At 71.8% G+C, this 19,760-nt stretch carries 15 protein-coding genes and 1 other RNA gene; 11 read left to right on the top strand and 5 right to left on the bottom strand.

Annotated features, from left to right (window positions below):
• Positions 1–56: 56 nt before the first annotated feature.
• From ACFFHC_RS02495 to prfB, 3 genes are all read left to right on the top strand, one after another.
• Positions 57–1,331, top strand: a complete 1,275-nt coding sequence (locus tag ACFFHC_RS02495) for a serine hydrolase domain-containing protein (RefSeq protein WP_379802748.1) — start codon at positions 57–59, stop codon at positions 1,329–1,331.
• A gap of 154 nt (positions 1,332–1,485) precedes the next feature.
• Positions 1,486–2,496, top strand: a complete 1,011-nt coding sequence (locus ACFFHC_RS02490) for a zinc-dependent alcohol dehydrogenase (RefSeq protein WP_379802746.1) — start codon at positions 1,486–1,488, stop codon at positions 2,494–2,496.
• Between the two features lie 113 nt (positions 2,497–2,609).
• Positions 2,610–3,722, top strand: a complete 1,113-nt coding sequence (gene prfB / locus ACFFHC_RS02485; RefSeq protein WP_070703950.1) for a peptide chain release factor 2 — start codon at positions 2,610–2,612, stop codon at positions 3,720–3,722.
• Positions 3,723–3,802: 80 nt separating this feature from the next.
• Here prfB and leuA read toward each other — a convergent pair whose 3' ends face one another.
• Both leuA and leuC read right to left on the bottom strand, forming a co-directional pair.
• Positions 3,803–6,172 (bottom strand): 2-isopropylmalate synthase, encoded by a 2,370-nt coding sequence (leuA, locus tag ACFFHC_RS02480; protein ID WP_512700358.1) that lies wholly within the window; start codon positions 6,170–6,172, stop codon positions 3,803–3,805.
• Between the two features lie 14 nt (positions 6,173–6,186).
• Entirely contained in the window at positions 6,187–7,608 is a 1,422-nt protein-coding gene (gene leuC, locus ACFFHC_RS02470) for a 3-isopropylmalate dehydratase large subunit (RefSeq protein ID WP_379802743.1), read from the bottom strand.
• Between the two features lie 217 nt (positions 7,609–7,825).
• Here leuC and ACFFHC_RS02465 point away from each other — a divergent pair, with 217 nt between their 5' ends.
• From ACFFHC_RS02465 to ssrA, 6 genes are all read left to right on the top strand, one after another.
• Positions 7,826–8,920 carry a 3-isopropylmalate dehydrogenase gene (locus ACFFHC_RS02465; RefSeq protein WP_141494146.1) on the top strand — a complete coding sequence of 365 codons (1,095 nt, stop codon included), beginning with the start codon at positions 7,826–7,828 and terminating at the stop codon, positions 8,918–8,920.
• Between the two features lie 263 nt (positions 8,921–9,183).
• Entirely contained in the window at positions 9,184–9,513 is a 330-nt protein-coding gene (locus ACFFHC_RS02460) for a hypothetical protein (protein WP_202820452.1), read from the top strand.
• Between the two features lie 78 nt (positions 9,514–9,591).
• The gene (locus tag ACFFHC_RS02455; protein WP_237769769.1) at positions 9,592–10,242 is read left to right on the top strand and encodes an ABC transporter ATP-binding protein; all 651 of its coding nucleotides are present in this window, start codon (positions 9,592–9,594) and stop codon (positions 10,240–10,242) included.
• Positions 10,239–12,542 (top strand): hypothetical protein, encoded by a 2,304-nt coding sequence (locus ACFFHC_RS02450; RefSeq protein WP_141494147.1) that lies wholly within the window; start codon positions 10,239–10,241, stop codon positions 12,540–12,542. Before ACFFHC_RS02455 ends, ACFFHC_RS02450 begins: the two co-directional genes overlap by 4 nt.
• Positions 12,543–12,707: 165 nt before the next feature.
• Complete coding sequence (gene smpB / locus ACFFHC_RS02445; protein WP_101849403.1) at positions 12,708–13,208, top strand: SsrA-binding protein SmpB; 501 nt, start codon at positions 12,708–12,710, stop codon at positions 13,206–13,208.
• A 123-nt stretch (positions 13,209–13,331) separates the two neighbouring features.
• Positions 13,332–13,697, top strand: a transfer-messenger RNA (tmRNA) gene (ssrA, locus tag ACFFHC_RS02440).
• 105 nt (positions 13,698–13,802) lie between these two features.
• On the opposite strand, the gene ACFFHC_RS02435 is transcribed toward ssrA, so the two are convergent.
• The 3 genes from ACFFHC_RS02435 to ACFFHC_RS02425 all read right to left on the bottom strand — a co-directional run bounded on the left by ACFFHC_RS02435 (position 13,803) and on the right by ACFFHC_RS02425 (position 15,926).
• Positions 13,803–14,699 carry a TatD family hydrolase gene (locus ACFFHC_RS02435; RefSeq protein ID WP_202820453.1) on the bottom strand — a complete coding sequence of 299 codons (897 nt, stop codon included), beginning with the start codon at positions 14,697–14,699 and terminating at the stop codon, positions 13,803–13,805.
• Positions 14,689–15,444 (bottom strand): tRNA threonylcarbamoyladenosine dehydratase, encoded by a 756-nt coding sequence (locus ACFFHC_RS02430; protein ID WP_141494155.1) that lies wholly within the window; start codon positions 15,442–15,444, stop codon positions 14,689–14,691. The genes ACFFHC_RS02435 and ACFFHC_RS02430 overlap by 11 nt, the downstream gene beginning before the upstream one ends.
• Before the next feature lie 98 nt (positions 15,445–15,542).
• The gene (locus ACFFHC_RS02425) at positions 15,543–15,926 is read right to left on the bottom strand and encodes a thioredoxin family protein (RefSeq protein WP_070705176.1); all 384 of its coding nucleotides are present in this window, start codon (positions 15,924–15,926) and stop codon (positions 15,543–15,545) included.
• A 124-nt stretch (positions 15,927–16,050) separates the two neighbouring features.
• Here ACFFHC_RS02425 and ACFFHC_RS02420 point away from each other — a divergent pair, with 124 nt between their 5' ends.
• Both ACFFHC_RS02420 and ACFFHC_RS02415 read left to right on the top strand, forming a co-directional pair.
• Positions 16,051–17,538, top strand: a complete 1,488-nt coding sequence (locus tag ACFFHC_RS02420; RefSeq protein WP_070705184.1) for an NAD-dependent malic enzyme — start codon at positions 16,051–16,053, stop codon at positions 17,536–17,538.
• Entirely contained in the window at positions 17,538–19,667 is a 2,130-nt protein-coding gene (locus ACFFHC_RS02415) for a DEAD/DEAH box helicase (protein ID WP_379802732.1), read from the top strand. Before ACFFHC_RS02420 ends, ACFFHC_RS02415 begins: the two co-directional genes overlap by 1 nt.
• Positions 19,668–19,760 lie beyond the last annotated feature (93 nt).

The following is a 19,760-nucleotide window of genomic DNA, read 5'->3' as shown; positions in this document are numbered from 1 at the left end:
GGATGGGTGCGGCCCACACGGGCCAGGACCTTGATCCCACGACACAGGAGAACGCCATGAGCACCGCCCTGTCCCGCCGCCAGTTCGCCGGCCTGGCCACCGCCACGGCCGCGACCGCTGCGATGACCGCTCCCGCCGGTGCGGCGACCGTCACGCCGCAGACCATCGCCACCGGCCCCAACGCGGTCGCCCTCAAGAAGGCGCTCCAGAGCACCATCGGCCGCCCGGTCGTCGGTGCCGTCTGCTCGGTGTCCGGCAAGTACGGCCGCATGGACATCGCCGCCGGCCGCTTCTCCCTGGGACGCAAGGAGCTGGCTCGCGAGAACGCCCGCGCTCGCATCTCCTCCATGACCAAGCCGCACGTGGCCACCGCGGTGCTGGAGCTCGTGGAGAAGGGCACCTGGACGCTCAAGACCACCATCGACGACGTGCTGCCGGGCCTGTGGAAGGGCCGTGGCCGCGTCACCATCGGTCAGCTGCTCAACCACACCTCCGGCATGCCGGACCACATCAACGACTACGTGACCCGCTACGTCGAGGAGCACGGCTTCACCCTCGACTGGTGGGAGGACTTCACCAACGACCAGTGGACCCACGCCAAGATCATCCGCGAGGCCAAGAAGCTGCCCTGGCACTTCGCGCCGGGCACCGGCTGGTCCTACTCCAACACCGGCTACGTGGTGCTGGGCATGATGCTGGAGAAGGTCTACCGCAAGCCCATCGACAAGGTCCTGCGTGAGCGCATCTACACCCGCATGAACATGAACCAGACGTTCCTGTTCAACTCCGCCAAGGTCGAGAACCCCAAGCTCCAGCTGGAGGACGTGGCCATCCTGGGCAAGCGCAAGGAGCGTCTGGAGAAGAACAACCTCTCCATCTTCTCGGCCTCGGCCGCAGCGATGGCCACCTCCGCGGACATCACCGACTTCTGGGCGCTGCTCATGCGTCACAGGGTGCTGTCCAAGACGATGGTGGACCGCATGATCACCCCGGTGGGTGCGGCCAAGGAGGCCCAGGCCGGTTACGGCGTGTTCGTGCTCGACGACGTCTGGACCGGCAAGGGCAAGGTGTACGGCCACGACGGTGGTGGCTTCGGCTCCACCGCCATGTCGTTCACCTCGCGTGACGGCTGGCGTCGCATGGCGTTCATGATGACCGGGCGCCCCTACGACGAGCAGAGCAACCTGCTCCTGGACGGCCAGGCGAAGGTCATGGACGCCTGCATGGCCGTCTCCACCAACCGTTCCGGCCGCCCGAAGGGCTACTCGGCCGCCGCCGTGCAGCGTGAGGTGCTCCCGATGCTGCAGCGCTCCGCCTTCCGCATCGGCTGACCGACCTCCACGGCCCTCGGGCCGTGTCCCCACCGGGGCCCGCACCACTGGTGCGGGCCCCGGTTCGTACTCGGTGGGCCGGGGCCGGTGACAGCGCTACGGTCGGAGGAGGTGGTCCGTGGGGGCCACCGTCCACCCACCAAGGGAGAGTGCTGTGAAGGCTGCCGTCGTCCCCGCCCTGAACGCCCCGCTGGAGATCCGTGAACTCGACCTCCCCGAGCCCACCGCTGGGCAGGTGCGGGTCCGCATCGAGGCCAGCGGGCTGTGCCACACCGACATCCACGCCGCGCGCGGTGACTGGCCGGTCAAGCCCAAGACGCCGCTCATCCCCGGCCACGAGGGGGTCGGCATCGTCGAGGAGGTCGGCGAGGGCGTGGACTCCGCGATGGTGGGGCAGCGCGTGGCCCTGCCCTGGCTGGGGCGGGCCTGCGGCCGGTGCCGTTACTGCATCGGCGGGCACGAGACCTACTGCACCTCCCCGGAGTACATGGGTTACACCATCGACGGTGGGTACGCCGAGTACGCGATCGGCTACGCCTCCCACGTGGTGCGCGTGCCCGAGGGGGTGAGCGCCTTCGACGCCGCGCCCATCACCTGCGCGGGCGTGACCACCTACGCGGCCCTGAAGTCGGCCCGTCCGCAGCCGGCGGAGTCCGTGCTCGTCGTGGGCACCGGGGGTCTGGGCCACCTGGGGCTGCAGTACGCCAGGACCTTCGGGTGCCGGGTGATCGCCGCGGACGTCACCGACGAGAAGCTGAACCTGGCCACCGAGCAGCTGGGCGCCGACCACGCGGTGGACGCCCGTGGTGACCTCGGGCAGCAGGTGGGTGCGCTGGGTGGTGCCGACATCGCCCTGGTGACGGTGCCCAGCCCGGCGGCGATGGCGGCCGCGCACGCCGCCCTCAACCCCACCGGTCGCCTGGTGCTGGTGGGGCTGCCGGCTGACAACCAGCTGACCCTGCCGGTGTTCGAGACGGTCCTGCGGGGCATCAGCGTGCACGGCTCGCTGGTGGGCACCCGCAACGACCTGGCGGAGTGCTTCGAGCTGCACGCCATGGGGCGCACCCAGGTCATCGCGGAGTCGCGGCGCCTCGAGGACGTCAACGAGTGCTTCGAGGAGGTTCTCTCCGGGTCGGTGCCGGCGCGGCTGGTCTTCGAGTTCTGAGGGACCGACCCCCCATCCGACGCGTCCCGGGAGCACCCACCCCGACATGCTCCCGGGCCGCGCCGTCGTTCGTCGGGGGAGGGGCGGCAGCGCACCGCGTAGACTGCCCCACTGTGGCTGTCGACTTTGCGCAAGAGATCCGGGAACTCCGCACGACCATGGAGTCGGTGCGGGAGGTCATCGACCTGCCGAAGCTGAAGGAGCAGCTGGCCGACCTGGAGGAGCAGTCCAGCGCGCCGGACCTCTGGGACGACCCGGAGAACGGTCAGAAGGTCTCCTCGGCCATGTCGCGCGTGCGCGGTGAGGTCGAGCGCGTGGAGGGCATGGACGCGCGCATCGACGACCTCGAGGTGCTCGTCGAGATGGCCGAGGAGGAGTCCGACGCCGAGACCCGCGCCGAGGCCGAGAAGGAGCTCGCCTCCATCCAGGCCGCGGTGGAGAAGCTCGAGGTGCGCACCCTGCTCTCCGGCGAGTACGACGAGCGCGAGGCGGTCATCACCATCCGCGCCGGCGCCGGCGGTGTGGACGCGGCGGACTTTGCCGAGATGCTCATGCGCATGTACCTGCGCTGGGCCGAGCGCCACGAGTACCCCACCAAGGTGCTGGACACCTCCTACGCCGAGGAGGCCGGCCTGAAGTCGGTCACCTTCGAGGTGAACGTGCCCTACGCCTACGGCAACCTCGCCGTCGAGGGCGGCACGCACCGCCTCGTGCGCATCTCGCCCTACGACAACCAGGGCCGCCGGCAGACCTCCTTCGCCGCGGTGGAGGTGGTGCCCGTCATCGAGCAGACGGACTCCATCGAGATCCCGGAGAACGAGATCAAGGTGGACGTGTTCCGTTCCTCGGGCCCCGGTGGGCAGTCGGTGAACACCACCGACTCCGCCGTGCGCATGACCCACATCCCCACCGGTGTGGTGGTCTCGATGCAGAACGAGAAGTCGCAGATCCAGAACCGCGCCGCCGCGCTGCGCGTGCTGCAGTCGCGCCTGCTGCTCATCCGCAAGGCCGAGGAGGCCGCGGAGCGCAAGGAGCTGGCCGGTGACATCAAGGCCAGCTGGGGCGACCAGATGCGCTCCTACGTGCTGCACCCCTACCAGATGGTCAAGGACCTGCGCACCGGCCACGAGGTGGGCAACACCCAGAACGTGTTCGACGGCGACATCGACGGCTTCATCGAGGCCGGCATCCGCTGGCAGCGCGGCCAGGACAAGCAGGCCGACTGACGCGGCGCCCGGCCACCCGGCCGTGACGAGGAGGGGCGCACACCACGTGGTGTGCGCCCCTCCGACCTGTGCGGTCCCGGTCAGACGGCCACCGGCTCGGCCGGCACCGCCGGAGCGGTCTCGCTGGCCGCGGCCGCCCGGTTCACCGCGCAGGTGATGGCCCGCAGCGAGGCCGCCGTGGTGTTGGGGTCGATGCCGGCGCCCCAGAACACCTGCCCGTCCACCTGGCACTCCACGTATGCCGCGGCGCGGGCGTCACCGCCGGTGGACAGCGAGTGCTGCGAGTAGTCCACCACCTGCACGTCCGTACCGGCCCGGCACAGTGCGTCCAGATAGGCCATGACCGGCCCGTTGCCGTGGCCCTCCAGGGTCTGCTGCGCCCCGCGCAGGGTCACCGAGGCCCGCAGCGCCACCTGCCCGTCGTCGCCGGTGCGCGTGTCGGCGTCGTGGAACTCCAGCGGGCCGGTGCGCGCCAGGTACTCCGCGTCGAAGCACTCCTTGATGGCGTCCGGCGTCATCTCGCCACCCTGGCTGTCGGTGCGCTGCTGCACGGCGCGGGAGAACTCGATCTGCATGCGCCGCGGCAACTGCAGGGAGTGCTCGGTGCGCAGCACGTAGGCCACGCCACCCTTGCCGGACTGGCTGTTCACCCGGATCACCGCGTCGTAGCTGCGGCCCACGTCGCGCGGGTCCACCGGCAGGTAAGGCACCGCCCACGGGTGCTGGTCCACCGGCACGCCCGCCGCGGCGGCCTCGGCCTCCAGGGCGGTGAACCCCTTGTTGATGGCGTCCTGGTGCGATCCGCTGAACGCGGTGAACACCAGGTCGCCGCCGTAGGGGTGGCGCTCGGCCACCGGCAGCTGGTTGCAGCGCTCCACCGTGGCCCGGATGCGGGGCATGTCCGAGAAGTCGACCTCCGGGTCCACCCCCTGGCTGAACAGGTTCATGCCCAGGGTCACCAGGCAGACGTTGCCCGTGCGCTCGCCGTTGCCGAACAGGCAGCCCTCGATGCGGTCCGCGCCGGCCAGGAAGCCCAGCTCGGCGGCGGCCACGGCCGTACCGCGGTCGTTGTGCGGGTGCAGGCTCAGCACCACGTCCTCGCGGTGGTCCAGGTGGCGGCTCATCCACTCGATCGAGTCGGCGTACACGTTGGGCGTCGACTCCTCCACCGTGGCCGGCAGGTTGACGATCAGCGGCTTCTCCGGCGTCGGCACCAGCACCGTCATCACCGCGTTGCACACGCGGACCGCGAACTCCAGCTCGGTGCCGGTGTAGCTCTCCGGGGAGTACTCGTAGGTCACCTCGGTGCCCTCGGGCAGGCGCGCCTCGGCCTCCTTGCACCAGCGGGCGCCCTGCAGGGCGATGTCCACCACCTCGTCCTGGGTGGCGCCGAAGACCACGCGGCGTTGCAGGGTGGAGGTGGAGTTGTACAGGTGCACGATGGCGTTGTGGGCGCCGCTGATGGCCTCGTAGGTGCGGTCGATGAGGTGCTTGCGCGCCTGCACCAGCACCTGGATGCGCACGTCGGCGGGCACCAGGTCGTTCTCGATGATGTGGCGCACGAAGTCGAAGTCGGTCTGGCTGGCCGCGGGGAAGCCGACCTCGATCTCCTTGTAGCCCATCTCCACCAGCAGCTGGAACATCTCCAGCTTGCGCTCCGGGCTCATCGGGTCGATCAGGGCCTGGTTGCCGTCGCGCAGGTCCACCGCGCACCAGCGGGGCGCACGGGTGGCGCGGCGGTCCGGCCAGGTGCGGTCCGGCAGGTGCACGGCCGGGGCGGGGGAGTAGCGGCGGTGCGGCATGGCGCTGGGCCGCTGCGGCCACCGGGCCTCCACGGCCTCGCGGGAGGGGGTGGTCACCGTGCCGCGCGTGGTGGGCCGGTGGGTGGGGCGGCGCGCCTCGTGGGCGTCGATCTCCTCGGCGTGGTCCAGGGTGACCGCGATGGCGTCCTTGCCCTCGGCCAGGCGGCGGGCCACGTGGTCGTCCACCTCGAAGGTGGTGCTCACCGCCCCGCAGGTGACGGTGCGGGCGGGCAGGTCGACGGTGACCTCGCGGCCGGGCTCGGCCTCCAGCTCCGCCCAGATCGCCTCGACCTCGGCCGGCGCGACGACGGCGGCCAGCAGGCCCTGGTTGCCGGCGTTGGCGCGGAAGATGTCGCCGAAGCGGGGGGCAAGCACGACGCGGATGCCGTACTGCATCAGCGCCCAGACGGCGTGCTCGCGGGAGGAGCCCGTGCCGAAGTCCTCGCCGGCCACCAGCACGGAGCCCTCTCGGTAGCCCTCACGGTTCATGACGAACTGCGGGTCCTCGCGCCAGCGGGCGAACAGGCCCTCCTCGAAGCCGTCGCGGCGCACGCGCTTGAGGTAGGTGGCGGGGATGATCTGGTCGGTGTCCACGTTGCTGCGACGCAGGGGGATGCCGGCGCCGGTGTGGGTGGTGAAGGTCTGCATGGCGGATCTCCTCCTCAGGCGGTCAGGTCGGCGGGGGCGGCGAAGTGGCCGGCCACGGCGGTGGCGGCGGCGACGCCGGGGGAGACCAGGTGGGTGCGACTGCGGGCCCCCTGGCGTCCCTCGAAGTTGCGGTTGGAGGTGGAGGCGCAGCGCTCGCCGGGTGCGAGGGTGTCGGGGTTCATCCCCAGGCACATCGAGCACCCGGCCAGGCGCCACTCGCCCCCGGCCTCGGTGATGACGCGGTCCAGGCCCTCGGCCTCGGCCTGCAGGCGCACCCGGGTGGAGCCGGGCACCACCAGCATCCGCACGCCGTCGGCCACTCGGCGCCCGCGCAGCACGTCGGTCACGGCGCGCAGGTCCTCCATGCGTCCGTTGGTGCAGCTGCCCACGAACACCGCGTCCACGGGTACCTCGCGCACCGGGGTGCCGGGCTGCAGGTCCATGTAGGCCAGGGCGTCGGCGGCGGCCTCGCGGGCGGCGCCCTCGAAGGCCGCCGGGTCCGGCACGGCCTGGTCCAGCGCCACGGACTGGGCCGGGTTGGTGCCCCAGGTGACCTGCGGGGAGACCTCGGAGGCGTCCACGTGCACCACGGTGTCAAAGGTGGCGCCCTCGTCGGTGCGCAGCCGGGCCCAGTCGGCCACGGCGTCCTCCCACGCGGCGCCGGCGGGGGCGTGCTCGTGGCCGCGCACCCAGTCCAAGGTGGTCTCGTCCGGCGCGATGATGCCGGCGCGCGCCCCGGCCTCGATGGACATGTTGCACACCGTCATGCGGCCCTCCATGGAGAGCGCCTCGATGGCCGGGCCCCGGTACTCGATGACGTGGCCCTGGCCGCCGGCGGTGCCGATGCGGCCGATGATCGCCAGCACCAGGTCCTTGGCCGTCGCGCCGGCCGGCAGCTCGCCGGTGACCTCCACCGCCATCGTGCGGGGGCGGGTCAGCGGCAGCGTCTGGGTGGCCAGCACGTGCTCCACCTCGGATGTGCCGATGCCCATGGCCAGGGCGCCGAAGGCCCCGTGGGTGGAGGTGTGGCTGTCGCCGCAGACGATGGTCATGCCCGGCTGGGTCAGCCCCGTCTCGGGGCCGATGACGTGGACGATGCCCTGGCTGGTGGACCCGCGGCCGTGGTGGGTGATGCCGAACTCGGCGCAGTTGGCGCGCAGGGCGTCCAGCTGCTCGGCGCTGGTGGGGTCGGTGACCGGGCCGGCCTGGGTGGGGACGTTGTGGTCCTCGGTGGCCACGGTCAGGTCGGGGCGGCGGACGGTGCGTCCGGCGGCGCGCAGGCCGTCGAAGGCCTGGGGGCTGGTGACCTCGTGCACCAGGTGCAGGTCGATGTGCAGCAGGTCCGGTGCACCGTCGGTGCCGGCGCGGACGACGTGGTCGTCCCAGAGCTTGTCGGCCAGGGTGCGGGGGGTGGTGGGGGTGTGCTCGCTCGTCACGGGGGCTCCTCGCTGGGTCTGTGCGTCCGGGGTGCACGACGACTCCGCAGCGAGGGGCCCGGACTAGAGGGCCTCGCTGCGGCAGCGAAGGAGGAGCGACACGAAGTGCATGGGCGGCACACTACCCACGGCTCGCGCCGACACAACAGCCTGTGAGGAAGCGCACAACACCGTGTGCGGGGCACCGGTCGTCCCCGTGCGGTGGAAGCATGCGCCCATGGCACACCACGACCTGGCGATCATCGGTGGCGACGGCATCGGTCCGGAGGTGACGGAGCAGGCGCTCCGCGTGCTCGACCTCGCCGAGCAGCGGTTCGGCTTCACCACCACCCGCACCGAGTACCCCCTGGGCGCCGAGCACTACCGCGCCACCGGCGAGCTCCTCACCGACGAGCTGGCCGAGCGCATCCGGCAGCACGACGCCATCGTGTTCGGGGCCGTGGGGCACCCGGACCTTCCCTCGGGCGTGCTGGAGCGCGGCATCATCCTGGCCCTGCGCCGGGAGATGCGGCAGGCGGTCAACCTGCGCCCGGTGCGGCTCTACCCCGGCGTGACCAGCCCGATCGCGGGCCTGCGGCCCGAGGACTGCGACCTCGTGGTGGTGCGGGAGAACACCGAGGGGGCCTACGCCTCGGCCGGGTCCGCCGTGCACCGCGGCACCCCCGCGCACACGGCGGTGCAGGACGCCACCACCACCTGGTTCGCCACCGAGCGCGCCGTGGAGTACGCCTTCGCCCTGGCCGCCCAGCGCCGCCGCAAGGTGAGCCTCTGTCACAAGACCAACGTGCTCGTGGAGGCCGGGCGGCTGTGGCTCGACGTCATGGAGGCCGTGTCCGCGCGGTACCCGGACGTGGAGTGGGACTACGTGCACGTGGACGCCCTGTGCATGCACCTGCCCACCGACCCCAGCCGGTTCGACGTGGTGGTCACCGACAACCTCTTCGGCGACATCGTCACCGACCTCGGCGCGGTGGTGCAGGGCGGGCTCGGAATGGCGGCCTCGGGCAACCTCACCCTGGACGGCTCGGCACCCAGCATGTTCGAGCCCGTGCACGGCTCGGCGCCGGACATTGCGGGGAAGGGCGTGGCCAACCCGGTCGGCGCCGTGCTCTCGCTGGCGCTGTGCCTGGCCCACCTGGGCGAGGGGGAGGCCGCCACCGCCGTGGAGCGCGCGGCCGTGCACGTCATCGGGCAGCTGCCGGCCCTGGCCAACCCGGCCATGGGGAAGTCCACGGCTCAGGTGGGCGATGCCGTGCTCGAGGCGCTGGAGTCCGGGGCCGGGGCGGACCTGCCCGAGGGTCTCATGCGGTAGATGGCGGCCCTGCGCGCCTGAACCGGCTCGCTCGCGCCGACGTGGGGCGCACCCGGGGAATCCGGGTGCGCCCCCTCCTGTCTGGCGACCTGACGACGATCGGTCCGGCAGCGGGCGCGAAATCGTGACCAAACTGTTACCGGAATGAGCGGTTGGCGACTGTTGCATGAGTCACTATTCGGGGCGATCGGGGCGATCGGGGCGATCGGGGCGATCGGGGCGATCGCCCCGGCATCCACACACAGAAGGGGGCGTGATTCGTCATGCTCAAGAAGATCATCTCCGCCACCGTCGTCGCGGCGGCCCTCGTGTCGGGCCCCGTGGCTGCGTCCGCGGACCTGAAGCTCTACAAGGACGTGAACTACCAGGGACTGCTGGGCACGCGGTCCACCACGGGCTCGTGGAACATGTCGACGGTGGCCAACGACGAGCTCAGCTCGATGAAGAACGAGACGCGCTGGGGCGTGGCGTTCTGGCACGACATCAACCGGTCGGGCAAGTGCTGGCAGTCGGGGCCCTACACGTACGACCCCAGCTTCTCGTGGAGAGACAATGACGAGGTGTCCTCCTACGCCCTCGGTCGGGGCTGCTGACACCCATCAACCGGTGAGGTGGCGCTGCCCTCGGGGTGGCGCCACCACCGTGTCCAAGGAGGACGAACAGTGATCGACGTGGAACGGCTTGAGAAGTCGTTCGTCTCCCCGGGGGAGACGGTGCGGGTTCTGGACGGCGTCACCTTTTCGGTGGAGTCAGGGGAGTGTGTGGCCCTGACGGGTGCCAGCGGGTCGGGCAAGAGCACCCTGTTGAACATCTTGGCCGGTCTGGAGCAGGCCGACGCCGGCAGTGCCCGGGTGGCGGGGGTGGACGTGGTGGCGGCGTCCGAGGCCGATCGGGCCCGGATGCGGTTGGAGAAGGTGGGACTGGTCTTCCAGGACCACAACCTGGTGCCGGACTTCACCGTGCTGGAGAACGTGGAGGTGGTGCTGCGGGCCCGGGGCATGGACGGGCGCGCTGCTCGACGTGCGGCCCTGGACGCCTTGGACCGGGTGAGTGTGGCCGACCTGGCCGGCCGGGTGCCGGCCCGGATCTCCGGTGGTCAGGCCCAGCGGGTAGGCATCGCGCGGGCCATCGCCGGGGGCAAGCAGGTGGTGCTGGCCGACGAACCCACCGGTTCGCTGGACAGCCGCACCACCGAATCCGTCTTCGAGTTGCTGGCCGACCTGGCCCGTGACGGGGCCGCGGTGGTGGTCTGCACCCACGACCTCTCCGTGCGTGACCACGTGTCCCGTGAGTACCACCTGGTGGACGGGAGCTTCCGGTGAACGGCGCCGTGGGGGCACTCGTACCCCTGCTGTTGCGCACCCGCTCCTTCCGTGCGGCGATGGTGCCGTTGCTGGTCGCGGCACTCCTGGGGTGGACGGCCTACCTCTCTCTGGAGGCCCGCCACCTGAGTCCGGACCAGAAGGTCACGGCTGCCCTGGGCGGCAGCGACGGGGCCACCACCGTGCCGGCCCTGCTCGACCCCGGCCAGGCCGGTCCAGACCTCCCCGTGACCTTCCGCGGCGTGCACGTCGACGCGGTGCGCATCCTCTCCGTCATCGACCTCGAAACCCCCGCCGGTCAGCAGGGGTTCACCTACCAGGAACAACCCCTGCCCAACGCGTCCATCGAGGGTGTCCTCGAGCTGCGCGAGGGACGGTGGCCCGCTCGACCGGGTGAGGTGGTGGTCAGTGCGGCCTCCGGGCTGCGGGTCGGTGACCGGCTGTCGGCTGTTCACGGCAAGCTGAACCTCACCCCGGTGGGTGTGGTCAGCCCGGTCTGGGAACGCACGGCACCTCTGGTGGTGGCCGCTCCGGGAACGTGGGCCCGCTGGAAGGTGACACCGCAGGAGGCGCAGGAGTCCGGCCTGCAGGGCTACCGCGAGGTCTTCTGGAGCAGCTCCGACCCCGCCGGTGCGGTGACGAGGCTCGATCGCCACGTGGAGTCCGGCGAGCTCGACCCGTCCCACACGGCTGCGGAGGTCCGGGCCCAGGCCACGGCCTTCAGTGGCCGGGCCTGGCTGGAACGGCGGCTCCCGGCTGTCCTGGCCGTCTGGATGGGTGCCCTCGCCACCGGCGGGCTCCTGCTCCGTGCGGTACGCCGCACCACCCTCCCGTTGCGCCGGGTGGGGCTCCCCACCAGGGACCTGCACAGGGCGACGGTGCTGGCCGCCGGACTGGCGACCGGTGTGGTACTCGTGGTGGCGTGGCTCGGGGCCCTGGCCGCCACAGCCGTGGTGCGGACCACCGTGCTGGCGGACGGGGACGCGCCGCTGCCCCCGTTCCGGTGGTGGGGCCCTCCCCTCTGGATCGGTGCGCTCACGGCTGCCTTCGTGGTGCTGGTGCTGGCGGCCCTGCCGGTGGAGCAGCGTCGTCGCAGGAGCCGGCGTCGTGCCCTCTCGGCGCGTGTTATGGCCGTCGCCGGTGCCGCTCTGTGCGCCTTGGCGCTCGTGGGGACCCTGCAGGGCAAGGGGTTCACTGGCATCCTGCTGGTGCTGGCGGCCAGCTGCCTGGGCACTGCCCTGCTCGCCGGTGCCGCACTCGGGCTCGTGCGGGCTACCGGACCCGTGGGTTCCGGCCTGCTGGCCCGCCGGCTGGTCGCGCGGCAGGCCGTAGGGCTCACGAGTCTGGTCGTGGTGGTCGCCCTGCTCAGCGGTGTGGTCGGTTCGACCTTCGCCGTCGCCGCCGGGCTGATCACCCACCTCAACGCGAGCAGCAGCACCGGCATGCCCCCGGGCATGGCGGCTATCAGGCCTCTCGAGCCGGGTGAGCGCCCGCCTGAGGACCTTGCCGGGCAGTTCCGGCAGGATCTCGGGCTCGGGGAGCCGGTGACGGTGTGGTATGGCTTCACGCCTGGCGAGGAGGGTCGTGAGGTGCCGTGGTGGGCCGTGGCGCAGGTGGCGGACGCAGAGAGACTGTTCGGGGATCTCACACCGGACCAGGAGAAGGCACTGGCCTCCCGGGCGGGTCTGCCGGTGGTGACGGACGCGTCGGACGCCCACGGCCCCGTGCTGGTGGTCGGTCAGAACCTGAAGTGGCTCCAGGCCGTGAAACTCGGTGAACCGAAGAGCTCGGCGGACACCGAGGTGCTGTGGGTGCACAGCGGCCTCACCCCCGAACAGGACCGGCAGGCGGCGCACTGGGCCGAGGATCACGGGAGGTCGCCGTACGCCGTGTGGGCCACTCATGTCGCCGATCCCATCCCCATCGCTACAGGGGTGCAGCTGGCGGCGGGCGCGTTCACGCTGCTCACGATGTTGGTCTGCGGACTGGGCATGCGTGGGCTGGTGCGCAGCCTCATGCCCCTGCTCGCAGGTCTCCGGGCCAGTGGGCTGGGTGCCCGGTGGCTGCGCGCAGCCGTGCTGCAGGTGGCCCTCCTCGTGGGGTGCGTGGCCGCGGCAGGTGGGCTGGCCGGGGTCCTGCTCTCCGTGGCCGGGGCCAACCCGCTGGTGAACCACACGATCTCCCTGGGCAGCTTGCCATGGCTGGCCCTGGGGCTGGTGGTGGTGGGCGGCCCGCTGGGTGCCGTGCTGGGCGGGCTGCTCGCCAGCCGACGGGTCCGGGTGCAGGAGCGGCGCGCCTGAGGGGCCCGACGTCACCGTGCGTTGGGCGCACCCCGGGAATCCGGGTGCGCCCCACGTCGTTGCCCGTGTACGGTTCAACGTCCCCCGGCCGGGGGACGGGTGCCCCGCAGGGCGGGCGCACCGCTGACGACGCACCACGCACGTACGCCGACGGGAGGAGGAACGGTGGCCGGCAAGAAGAAGGTCAAGGACGACCCGCGCAACAAGGTCATCGCGACCAACCGCAAGGCGCGGCACGACTACCTGATCCAGGACACCTACGAGGCGGGTCTGGCCCTGCTGGGCACCGAGGTGAAGTCCCTGCGCATGGGGCGCGCCTCCCTGGTGGAGGGCTTCGTCAACGAGCTCCGCGGCGAGCTGTGGCTGGAGAACGTGCACGTGCCGGAGTACCTCAACGGTTCGTGGACCAACCACGCCGCGCGTCGGCGTCGCAAGCTGCTGCTGCACCGCCACGAGATGGACAAGCTCATCAGCCGCTCCAGCGAGGCGGGGCACACCATCGTGCCGCTGCAGCTGTACTTCAAGGACGGCCGGGTCAAGGTGGAGATCGCCCTGGCCAAGGGCAAGAAGCAGTACGACAAGCGCCACGCCCTGCGCGAGAAGCAGGACGAGCGCGAGAAGCAGGCCCAGATGAGCTTGCGCTACCAGATGCAGCGCGGACGCTGAGCCCCGCGCGCCCCGGGCGGCCGGGAATGCGCTGGCCGGCCCCCACGTTGGACCGGTACGATGCACGACACCCGCCTCGGCGGGGAGTTCCTTGACAACTCCACAGCGACGACGTGACCCCATGGGGATGATCGGTTTCGACGTCGATCATGGTTCCAGGGGAAGCGGGCCGAGAAGGCAAGGTCATCTCGTAAACGTTCCTTGCACACCAATAGGTGCCAATTCCAAGCGCACCGACTTCGCCCTCGCCGCCTGAGCGAGCCCGAAGTCTGTCAGCCTGAGCTAGTTCCCGGCTCAGTGCCTGGCATCAGCTAGGGGACTTGCTGCGCAGCATCGCCGAGGTGTTGCGCGGGACTCCAACTCGGCTGGGCCTGTCGGAGGACGTGTGCGTGCGAGCTCCGGGGCCGAGAAAAGCCACAGCGCACTGCGCCCGGAGAAGCCCTGGTTGTGTGACGACGGACGCGGGTTCGATTCCCGCCATCTCCACCACCAGTGTCACGTCATCGATGTGGGGCAGGAGCCAGCGAAGGCCGCCACCGGTTCGTCCGGGGCGGCCTTCGTCATGCGTGGGGGAAGGTGTGTCCGGGAAGCGGCTCAGGCCTGTCCGGCGGTGTCGCCCTCGATCCCATAGAGGCGGCGCTGGGTGCGGGCGATGTCGGCCGTGACGTCCTCCCGGCGCAGGGCGCACAGGGTGTCCACGGTCGAGCGGAGCGTCGCGGCGACCTCGGCGGCCGCCGACGCTCCCAGCTCGGTGGGCCCATCGGGGGCCCGGCCGAGGCGGCGGGGCGCCGTGGGCAGGTCGGTCTCCAGGAGCAGCCGGTCGGCGGGCACCTGCCGCACGTACGCCCGGCCCTTCTTGGTGCCCAGCATGGCCGGGTGCACGGAGACGCAGCCGCCCATCCGCACGAGGCGGGTCAGGTCGTCGCTCGTGCCGCCGAAGCGGTGGAGCACCGGGACCACCCGCTCGCCGCCGTCGCCGTGTCCCTCCAACAGGTCGAGCACCACGTCGGCCGACCGCACGGCGTGCACGGACAGCACGTACGGCTCCGGGGTGTCCGCGGCGGCCCGGTGCACGGCGTCCAGGACGGCGGCCAGGACGCGCACCTGCCGGTCCCGGGGCACGGCCTCTGCGCGCCGTGGGCTGAGGTCGAGACCGATCTCGCCGACGAACCGCGTGCTGCGCACGGCCCGCTCGAGGACGGCCAGCTCGGCGTCCGCGTGGTCGTCCTCGCCGATGAACCACGGGTGGAAGCCCACGGAGAGCAGCGCGTGCGGCTCCGGCCACTCGCCCGCCTCGGCGGCGAGTTCCCGATGGCCCGAGGGGATCAGCGTCTGCGCCACGACCCGCACGCCCCGCTCCCTCGTCCCGGCCAGAAAGACTCCTCGGGCCGAGGGTGGGAGGAAGTCCAGGTGGTGGTGGGTGTCCAGCAGCACCCCGGCCCCCTCGACGGGGGCGGCGGCGCCGGTCCCGGCCGAGGGATCAGGCCCCACGAGCGACCCACCGCGGCGGCTCGACCATCGCCTCCAGCCCGGCCAACCGCCGGATCGCCAGCCCCGCCAGCATCTGCCCCATGATCGGCGGCTGGTAGCTCATCGACCCCAGGGTCTGCGCCTTCGTGCGGCCCGGGCCGGCCACCTGGACCGGGCGCTCGTCGGAGAAGAGCACCTCCAGTCCGGTGATCCCGCGGCGCCGGCACTCCCGGCGGATGACCTGCGACATCGGGCAGTTGCGCGTGTCCTGCACCTCGGCGAAGGCCAACCGGGTCGGGTCCAGTTTGTTGGCCGCCCCCATCGACGACAGCAGCGGCAGCCCCCGCTCGGCGCACCACTGGGCGATGGCCAGCTTCTGGGAGATGGTGTCAATGCAGTCGATGACGTAGGCGGGCCGCGGCAGGGGGTCCAGGTCCTCGGCCACGCGCTCGGGGCTGATGTACAGCTGCCGGGGCACCACACGGCAGTCCGGGTTGATGTCGGCGACCATCTCGGCCATCACCTCGGCCTTGACCCGCCCGATCGTCGAGACGAGGGCCACCGTCTGCCGGTTGATGTTGCTCGGCTCCACCACGTCCTCGTCGAGCACCACCAGCGAGCCCACCCCACCGCGAGCCAGTGCCGCTGCGCAGCTCGACCCCACGCCGCCGAGCCCCAGCACCAGCACGGTGGCCTCCTGCAGGCGCTCCAGCCCGTCGTCACCGAGCACCAGGCGCAGTCGGGACAGACGCTCGTTCACCACCATCGTCACGGTTCCTCTCGTCGGTCGAGCGGCGCACACTGTAGAAGGCCGCCACCGGGGCGTCCGGGGCGGCCTTCGTGGTGCCTGGTGCGGGGGAGGGGTCAGTCCTGCCCGATGACGGTGGTGCCCTGCTCCTCGACGGCGTGGCGCATCTCCTCGAGGTCGGCCTCGGCGAAGAGGTGCACGAGCTTCTCGAGGTTCTCCTCGGTGTGCGTGCCCGAGTCCAGGTGCAGCAGCATGCCCTCACGGAAGACCACCGTGGTGGGCACCTGGGTGACCCCGCTGGAGGCGAAGACCTCGGGGGCCGACTCGCGGGTCACCCGGAAGAACGAGGCCTGCCCCTGCAGGCGGCCGGCCACGGTCTCCACGACCTCGCCGTAGGAACCGCACGACGCGCAGAAGTCGTCGGAGAGGATCACGATCGCGACGTCCGCGGAGGTGAGGGCGCTCTCGAAGGTCTCGTCCGTGAGGGTGGTCACTGTCATGCCGGCCACAGTAGCGGACGGATTTGGCCGTACGCCGCCGGTTCGGGGTGATCCTCGCAACGTCCGTGCGCGGCGACTACCCGCCGGGGCCCGCGGCGGGTGTCCATGGGCCACAATGGGGAACATGAGTGCTGTGCCTTCGGCGTCCAATGCCCTGACCATCCGCCTGTCCGCCCCTGCGCGAGCGACCACCATCGGCGAGCTGACCAGCGCCGTCGCCGAGGCCGGTGGCATGACCACGGCCCTGGACATCAGCGACTCCACCCCGGAGGCGCTCACCATCGACCTCACGGTGGCCGGCACCAGCACCGACCACAACGACGAGATCATCCATGCCCTGCAGGGCGTGCGGGGCGTGGAGATCGAGCGCATCTCGGACCGCACCTTCCTGGCGCACCTCGGCGGCAAGATCACCGTCGAGCCCAAGCACCCCATCCGCAACCGCGACGACCTCTCGCTGGTCTACACCCCCGGTGTGGCCCGCGTCTGCCAGGCCATCGCCAAGCGCCCGGAGGACGCCCGGCGCCTCACCATCAAGCGCAACACCGTGGCCGTGGTCACCGACGGCACCGCCGTGCTGGGCCTGGGCAACATCGGCCCGCTGGCCGCGATGCCGGTGATGGAGGGCAAGGCCGCCCTGTTCAAGCGCTTCGCCGACGTGGACGCCTTCCCCATCTGCCTGGACGCGCAGGGGGTGGACGAGATCGTGGCGCACGTGAAGGCCATCGCCCCGACCTTCGCCGGCATCAACCTGGAGGACATCTCGGCACCCCGCTGCTTCGAGATCGAGCGCCGCCTGCGCGAGGAGCTCGACATCCCGGTCTTCCACGACGACCAGCACGGAACCGCCATCGTGCTGGTGGCCGCGCTCACCAACGCCCTGCGCGTGGTGGACAAGAAGATCGAGGACGTGCAGATCGTGCAGTCCGGTGCCGGCGCGGCCGGCACGGCGATCATGCGCCTGCTCATGAAGGCCGGCGCCAAGCACGTGACGGTGGCCGACATCAACGGCATCGTGAACCCCGAGCGCGACGACATCAGGAACGGTGACGACGAGCAGCTCAAGTGGATCGCCGACCACACCAACCCGGAGCGCCACCGCGGCACCCTCAAGGACGCCCTCAAGGGGGCGGACGTGTTCATCGGCGTCTCCGCGGGCAACATCCTCACCGGCGACGACATCGCCACCATGAACGACGACGCCGTCGTGTTCGCGATGGCCAACCCGACCCCCGAGGTCGACCCGCACGAGGCCGCCAAGCACGCCACCGTGGTGGCCACCGGCCGCAGCGACTTCGCCAACCAGATCAACAACGTGCTCGTGTTCCCGGGCGTCTTCCGCGGCCTTCTGGACGCCCGCAGCGAGGTCGTCACCGACGACCTGATGCTGGCGGCCGCCCAGGCGCTGGCCGACGTGGTGACCCCCGACGAGCTCAACCCGACCTACATCATCCCGAGCGTCTTCCACAAGGACGTCTCGAAGGTGGTGGCCGAGGCCGTGAGCCGTGCCGTCGAGGCCGACGAGCGCGCCCAGGCCCCCGGCCCCAAGACGGAAGCGATTGCCCTCATGAACATCCCCACCCGCACTGGCTCGCAGCGAGTCGACCACTGATGCCGAGCAACGGTTCCCGCCGCACCGGAGCCAAGCAGCGCTGGACCAGCTCCCAGAAGGCCCAGGCGAAGGCCAAGCGCATCCTCAAGGAGGACGCGAAGGCCGCCAAGAAGGCGACCAAGAAGAAGCTGGACCGCAAGCGCGCCCAGCGCGACGCCGAGGCCGCCGAGTGGCGTGAGGACCGGCGGGGCGGGTTCGACCGGCGTGACGAGCGTCGTGACGGCCGCCGCGGCGCGCACCGCGAGGACCGCGGGGGGAACCGTTTCGAGCGGGACGAGCGTCGTGATGGTTTTCGTGGTCGCGACGACCGTGGGGGCGACCGCCGCTTCGGGCGGGACGACCGGCGCGACGACCGGGGTGGTCGCTACCAGCGGCGCGAGGACGACCGCTTCCAGCGTGACGACTGCCGCGGTGGCTTCCGCGACCGCGACGACCGCCGCGGTGGGTACGACCGCGACGACCGCCGCAGCGGGCCGCGTCACGAGCACCCGCGCCGCGACCAGCAGCGTGGTGCCCGCCCGCTGCGGGACCGCCGCGACGAGCGCTCGCCGCACGTGGAGCGTCAGCGCCGGTGGGAGGACCGCCCGCCGCGCCGTGACGACCGCTTCGGCCGGCGCGACCGGCACCCGGAGCGTGTCGAGCAGCCGGAGCCGGTGCAGCAGGAGCGTGTCGTCGCCGAGGTGACCCCCGAGGTCGCGCCGGCGGTCGAGGCCCCGCAGGCCGAGAGCGTGCAGGCCGAGGAGGCCCCGGCGGAGAAGCCCGGCCCCACCTTCGCCGAGCTGGGCGTGCCCGCGGTGCTCGTGGAGCGTCTGGCCCGCGACGGCATCCAGACCGCGTTCCCCATCCAGGCCGCCACGCTGCCGGACTCGCTGGCCGGTCGTGACCTGCTGGGCCGTGGCCGCACGGGATCGGGCAAGACCCTCGCGTTCGGTCTGCCCACCATCGCCCGCCTGCAGGGCGGCAGCGCGCAGCGCAACAAGCCCCGCGCGGTCATCCTCACGCCCACGCGTGAGCTGGCCATGCAGGTCTCGGACGCGCTGCAGCCCTTCTGCCACGTGACCGGTCTCAAGCACAAGCTGGTGGCGGGCGGCCTGCCGTACCCGCCGCAGATCTCCGCCCTGGAGCGGGGGCTGGACGTACTCATCGCCACGCCCGGCCGCCTCATCGACCTCATCGAGAAGGGCGCCGCGGACCTCTCGGCCGTGGAGATCGCCGTGCTCGACGAGGCCGACCACATGGCCGAGATGGGCTTCCTGCCCGAGGTCACCCAGATCATGGACCTCATGCCCTCGGGTGGTCAGCGGATGCTGTTCAGCGCCACGCTGGACCACGGCATCGACCAGCTGGTGGAGAACTACCTGGTGGACCCGGTGACGCACTCCACCGACGACGCCCAGGCGGCCGTGACCACCATGGAGCACCGTGTGTTCCTGGTGCAGCCGCAGCACAAGAAGCCGATCACCAACGAGATCAGCGCCCGCGACGGCCGCACCGTGGTCTTCGTGCGCACCAAGCTGGGGGCCGACCGCGTGGCCCTGCAGCTGCGCGAGGCCGGGGTGTTCGCCGCGGCCCTGCACGGTGGGCTCAACCAGGCGCAGCGCAACCGTGTGCTGGCGGCCTTCAAGGACGGCGGGCTGCCCGTGCTGGTGGCCACCGACGTGGCCGCCCGCGGCATCCACGTGGACGACGTCTCGCTGGTGCTGCAGGTGGACCCGCCGGCCGACCACAAGGACTACCTGCACCGTGCCGGGCGCACCGCGCGCGCCGGTGGCAAGGGCGTGGTGGTGACCCTGGCCCTGCCGCACCAGAAGCGCTCCGTGCAGCGGCTCATGGACTCCGCGGGCGTGGACGCCTCCCCGGAGGCGATGCAGCCCGGAACCGCCGAGCTGACGGCCATCACCGGCGCCGACAGCTCGGTGCGCGAGCCGATCGACGAGGCACGCCTGCGCCGCATGCTGGCCCCGCCGCGCCCCGCGCACCGCGGGGGCCGTGGTGGCCCGGGCGGCGGGCGTGGCGGCTTCGGCGGCCGTGGCCGCCAGGGTGGCTACCGCGGTGGCAGCGACCGTCGTGAGGGCAGCTCCCGCGGCGGCTCCCGGGGCGGCGGTCACCGCGGCCGCCGCGAGGACTGACACGCACCCCGCACCGAGCACCTGCTGACAGCGCCCCGACGGCTCCGGCCGTCGGGGCGCTGTGCGTGTGCTGACGGCCCGACGGTCGGTGGC

The organism is Kytococcus schroeteri, assembly GCF_042433515.1.
Lineage (GTDB): Bacteria > Actinomycetota > Actinomycetes > Actinomycetales > Dermatophilaceae > Kytococcus > Kytococcus schroeteri.
This window is presented reverse-complemented; position numbering and strand designations above follow the sequence as displayed.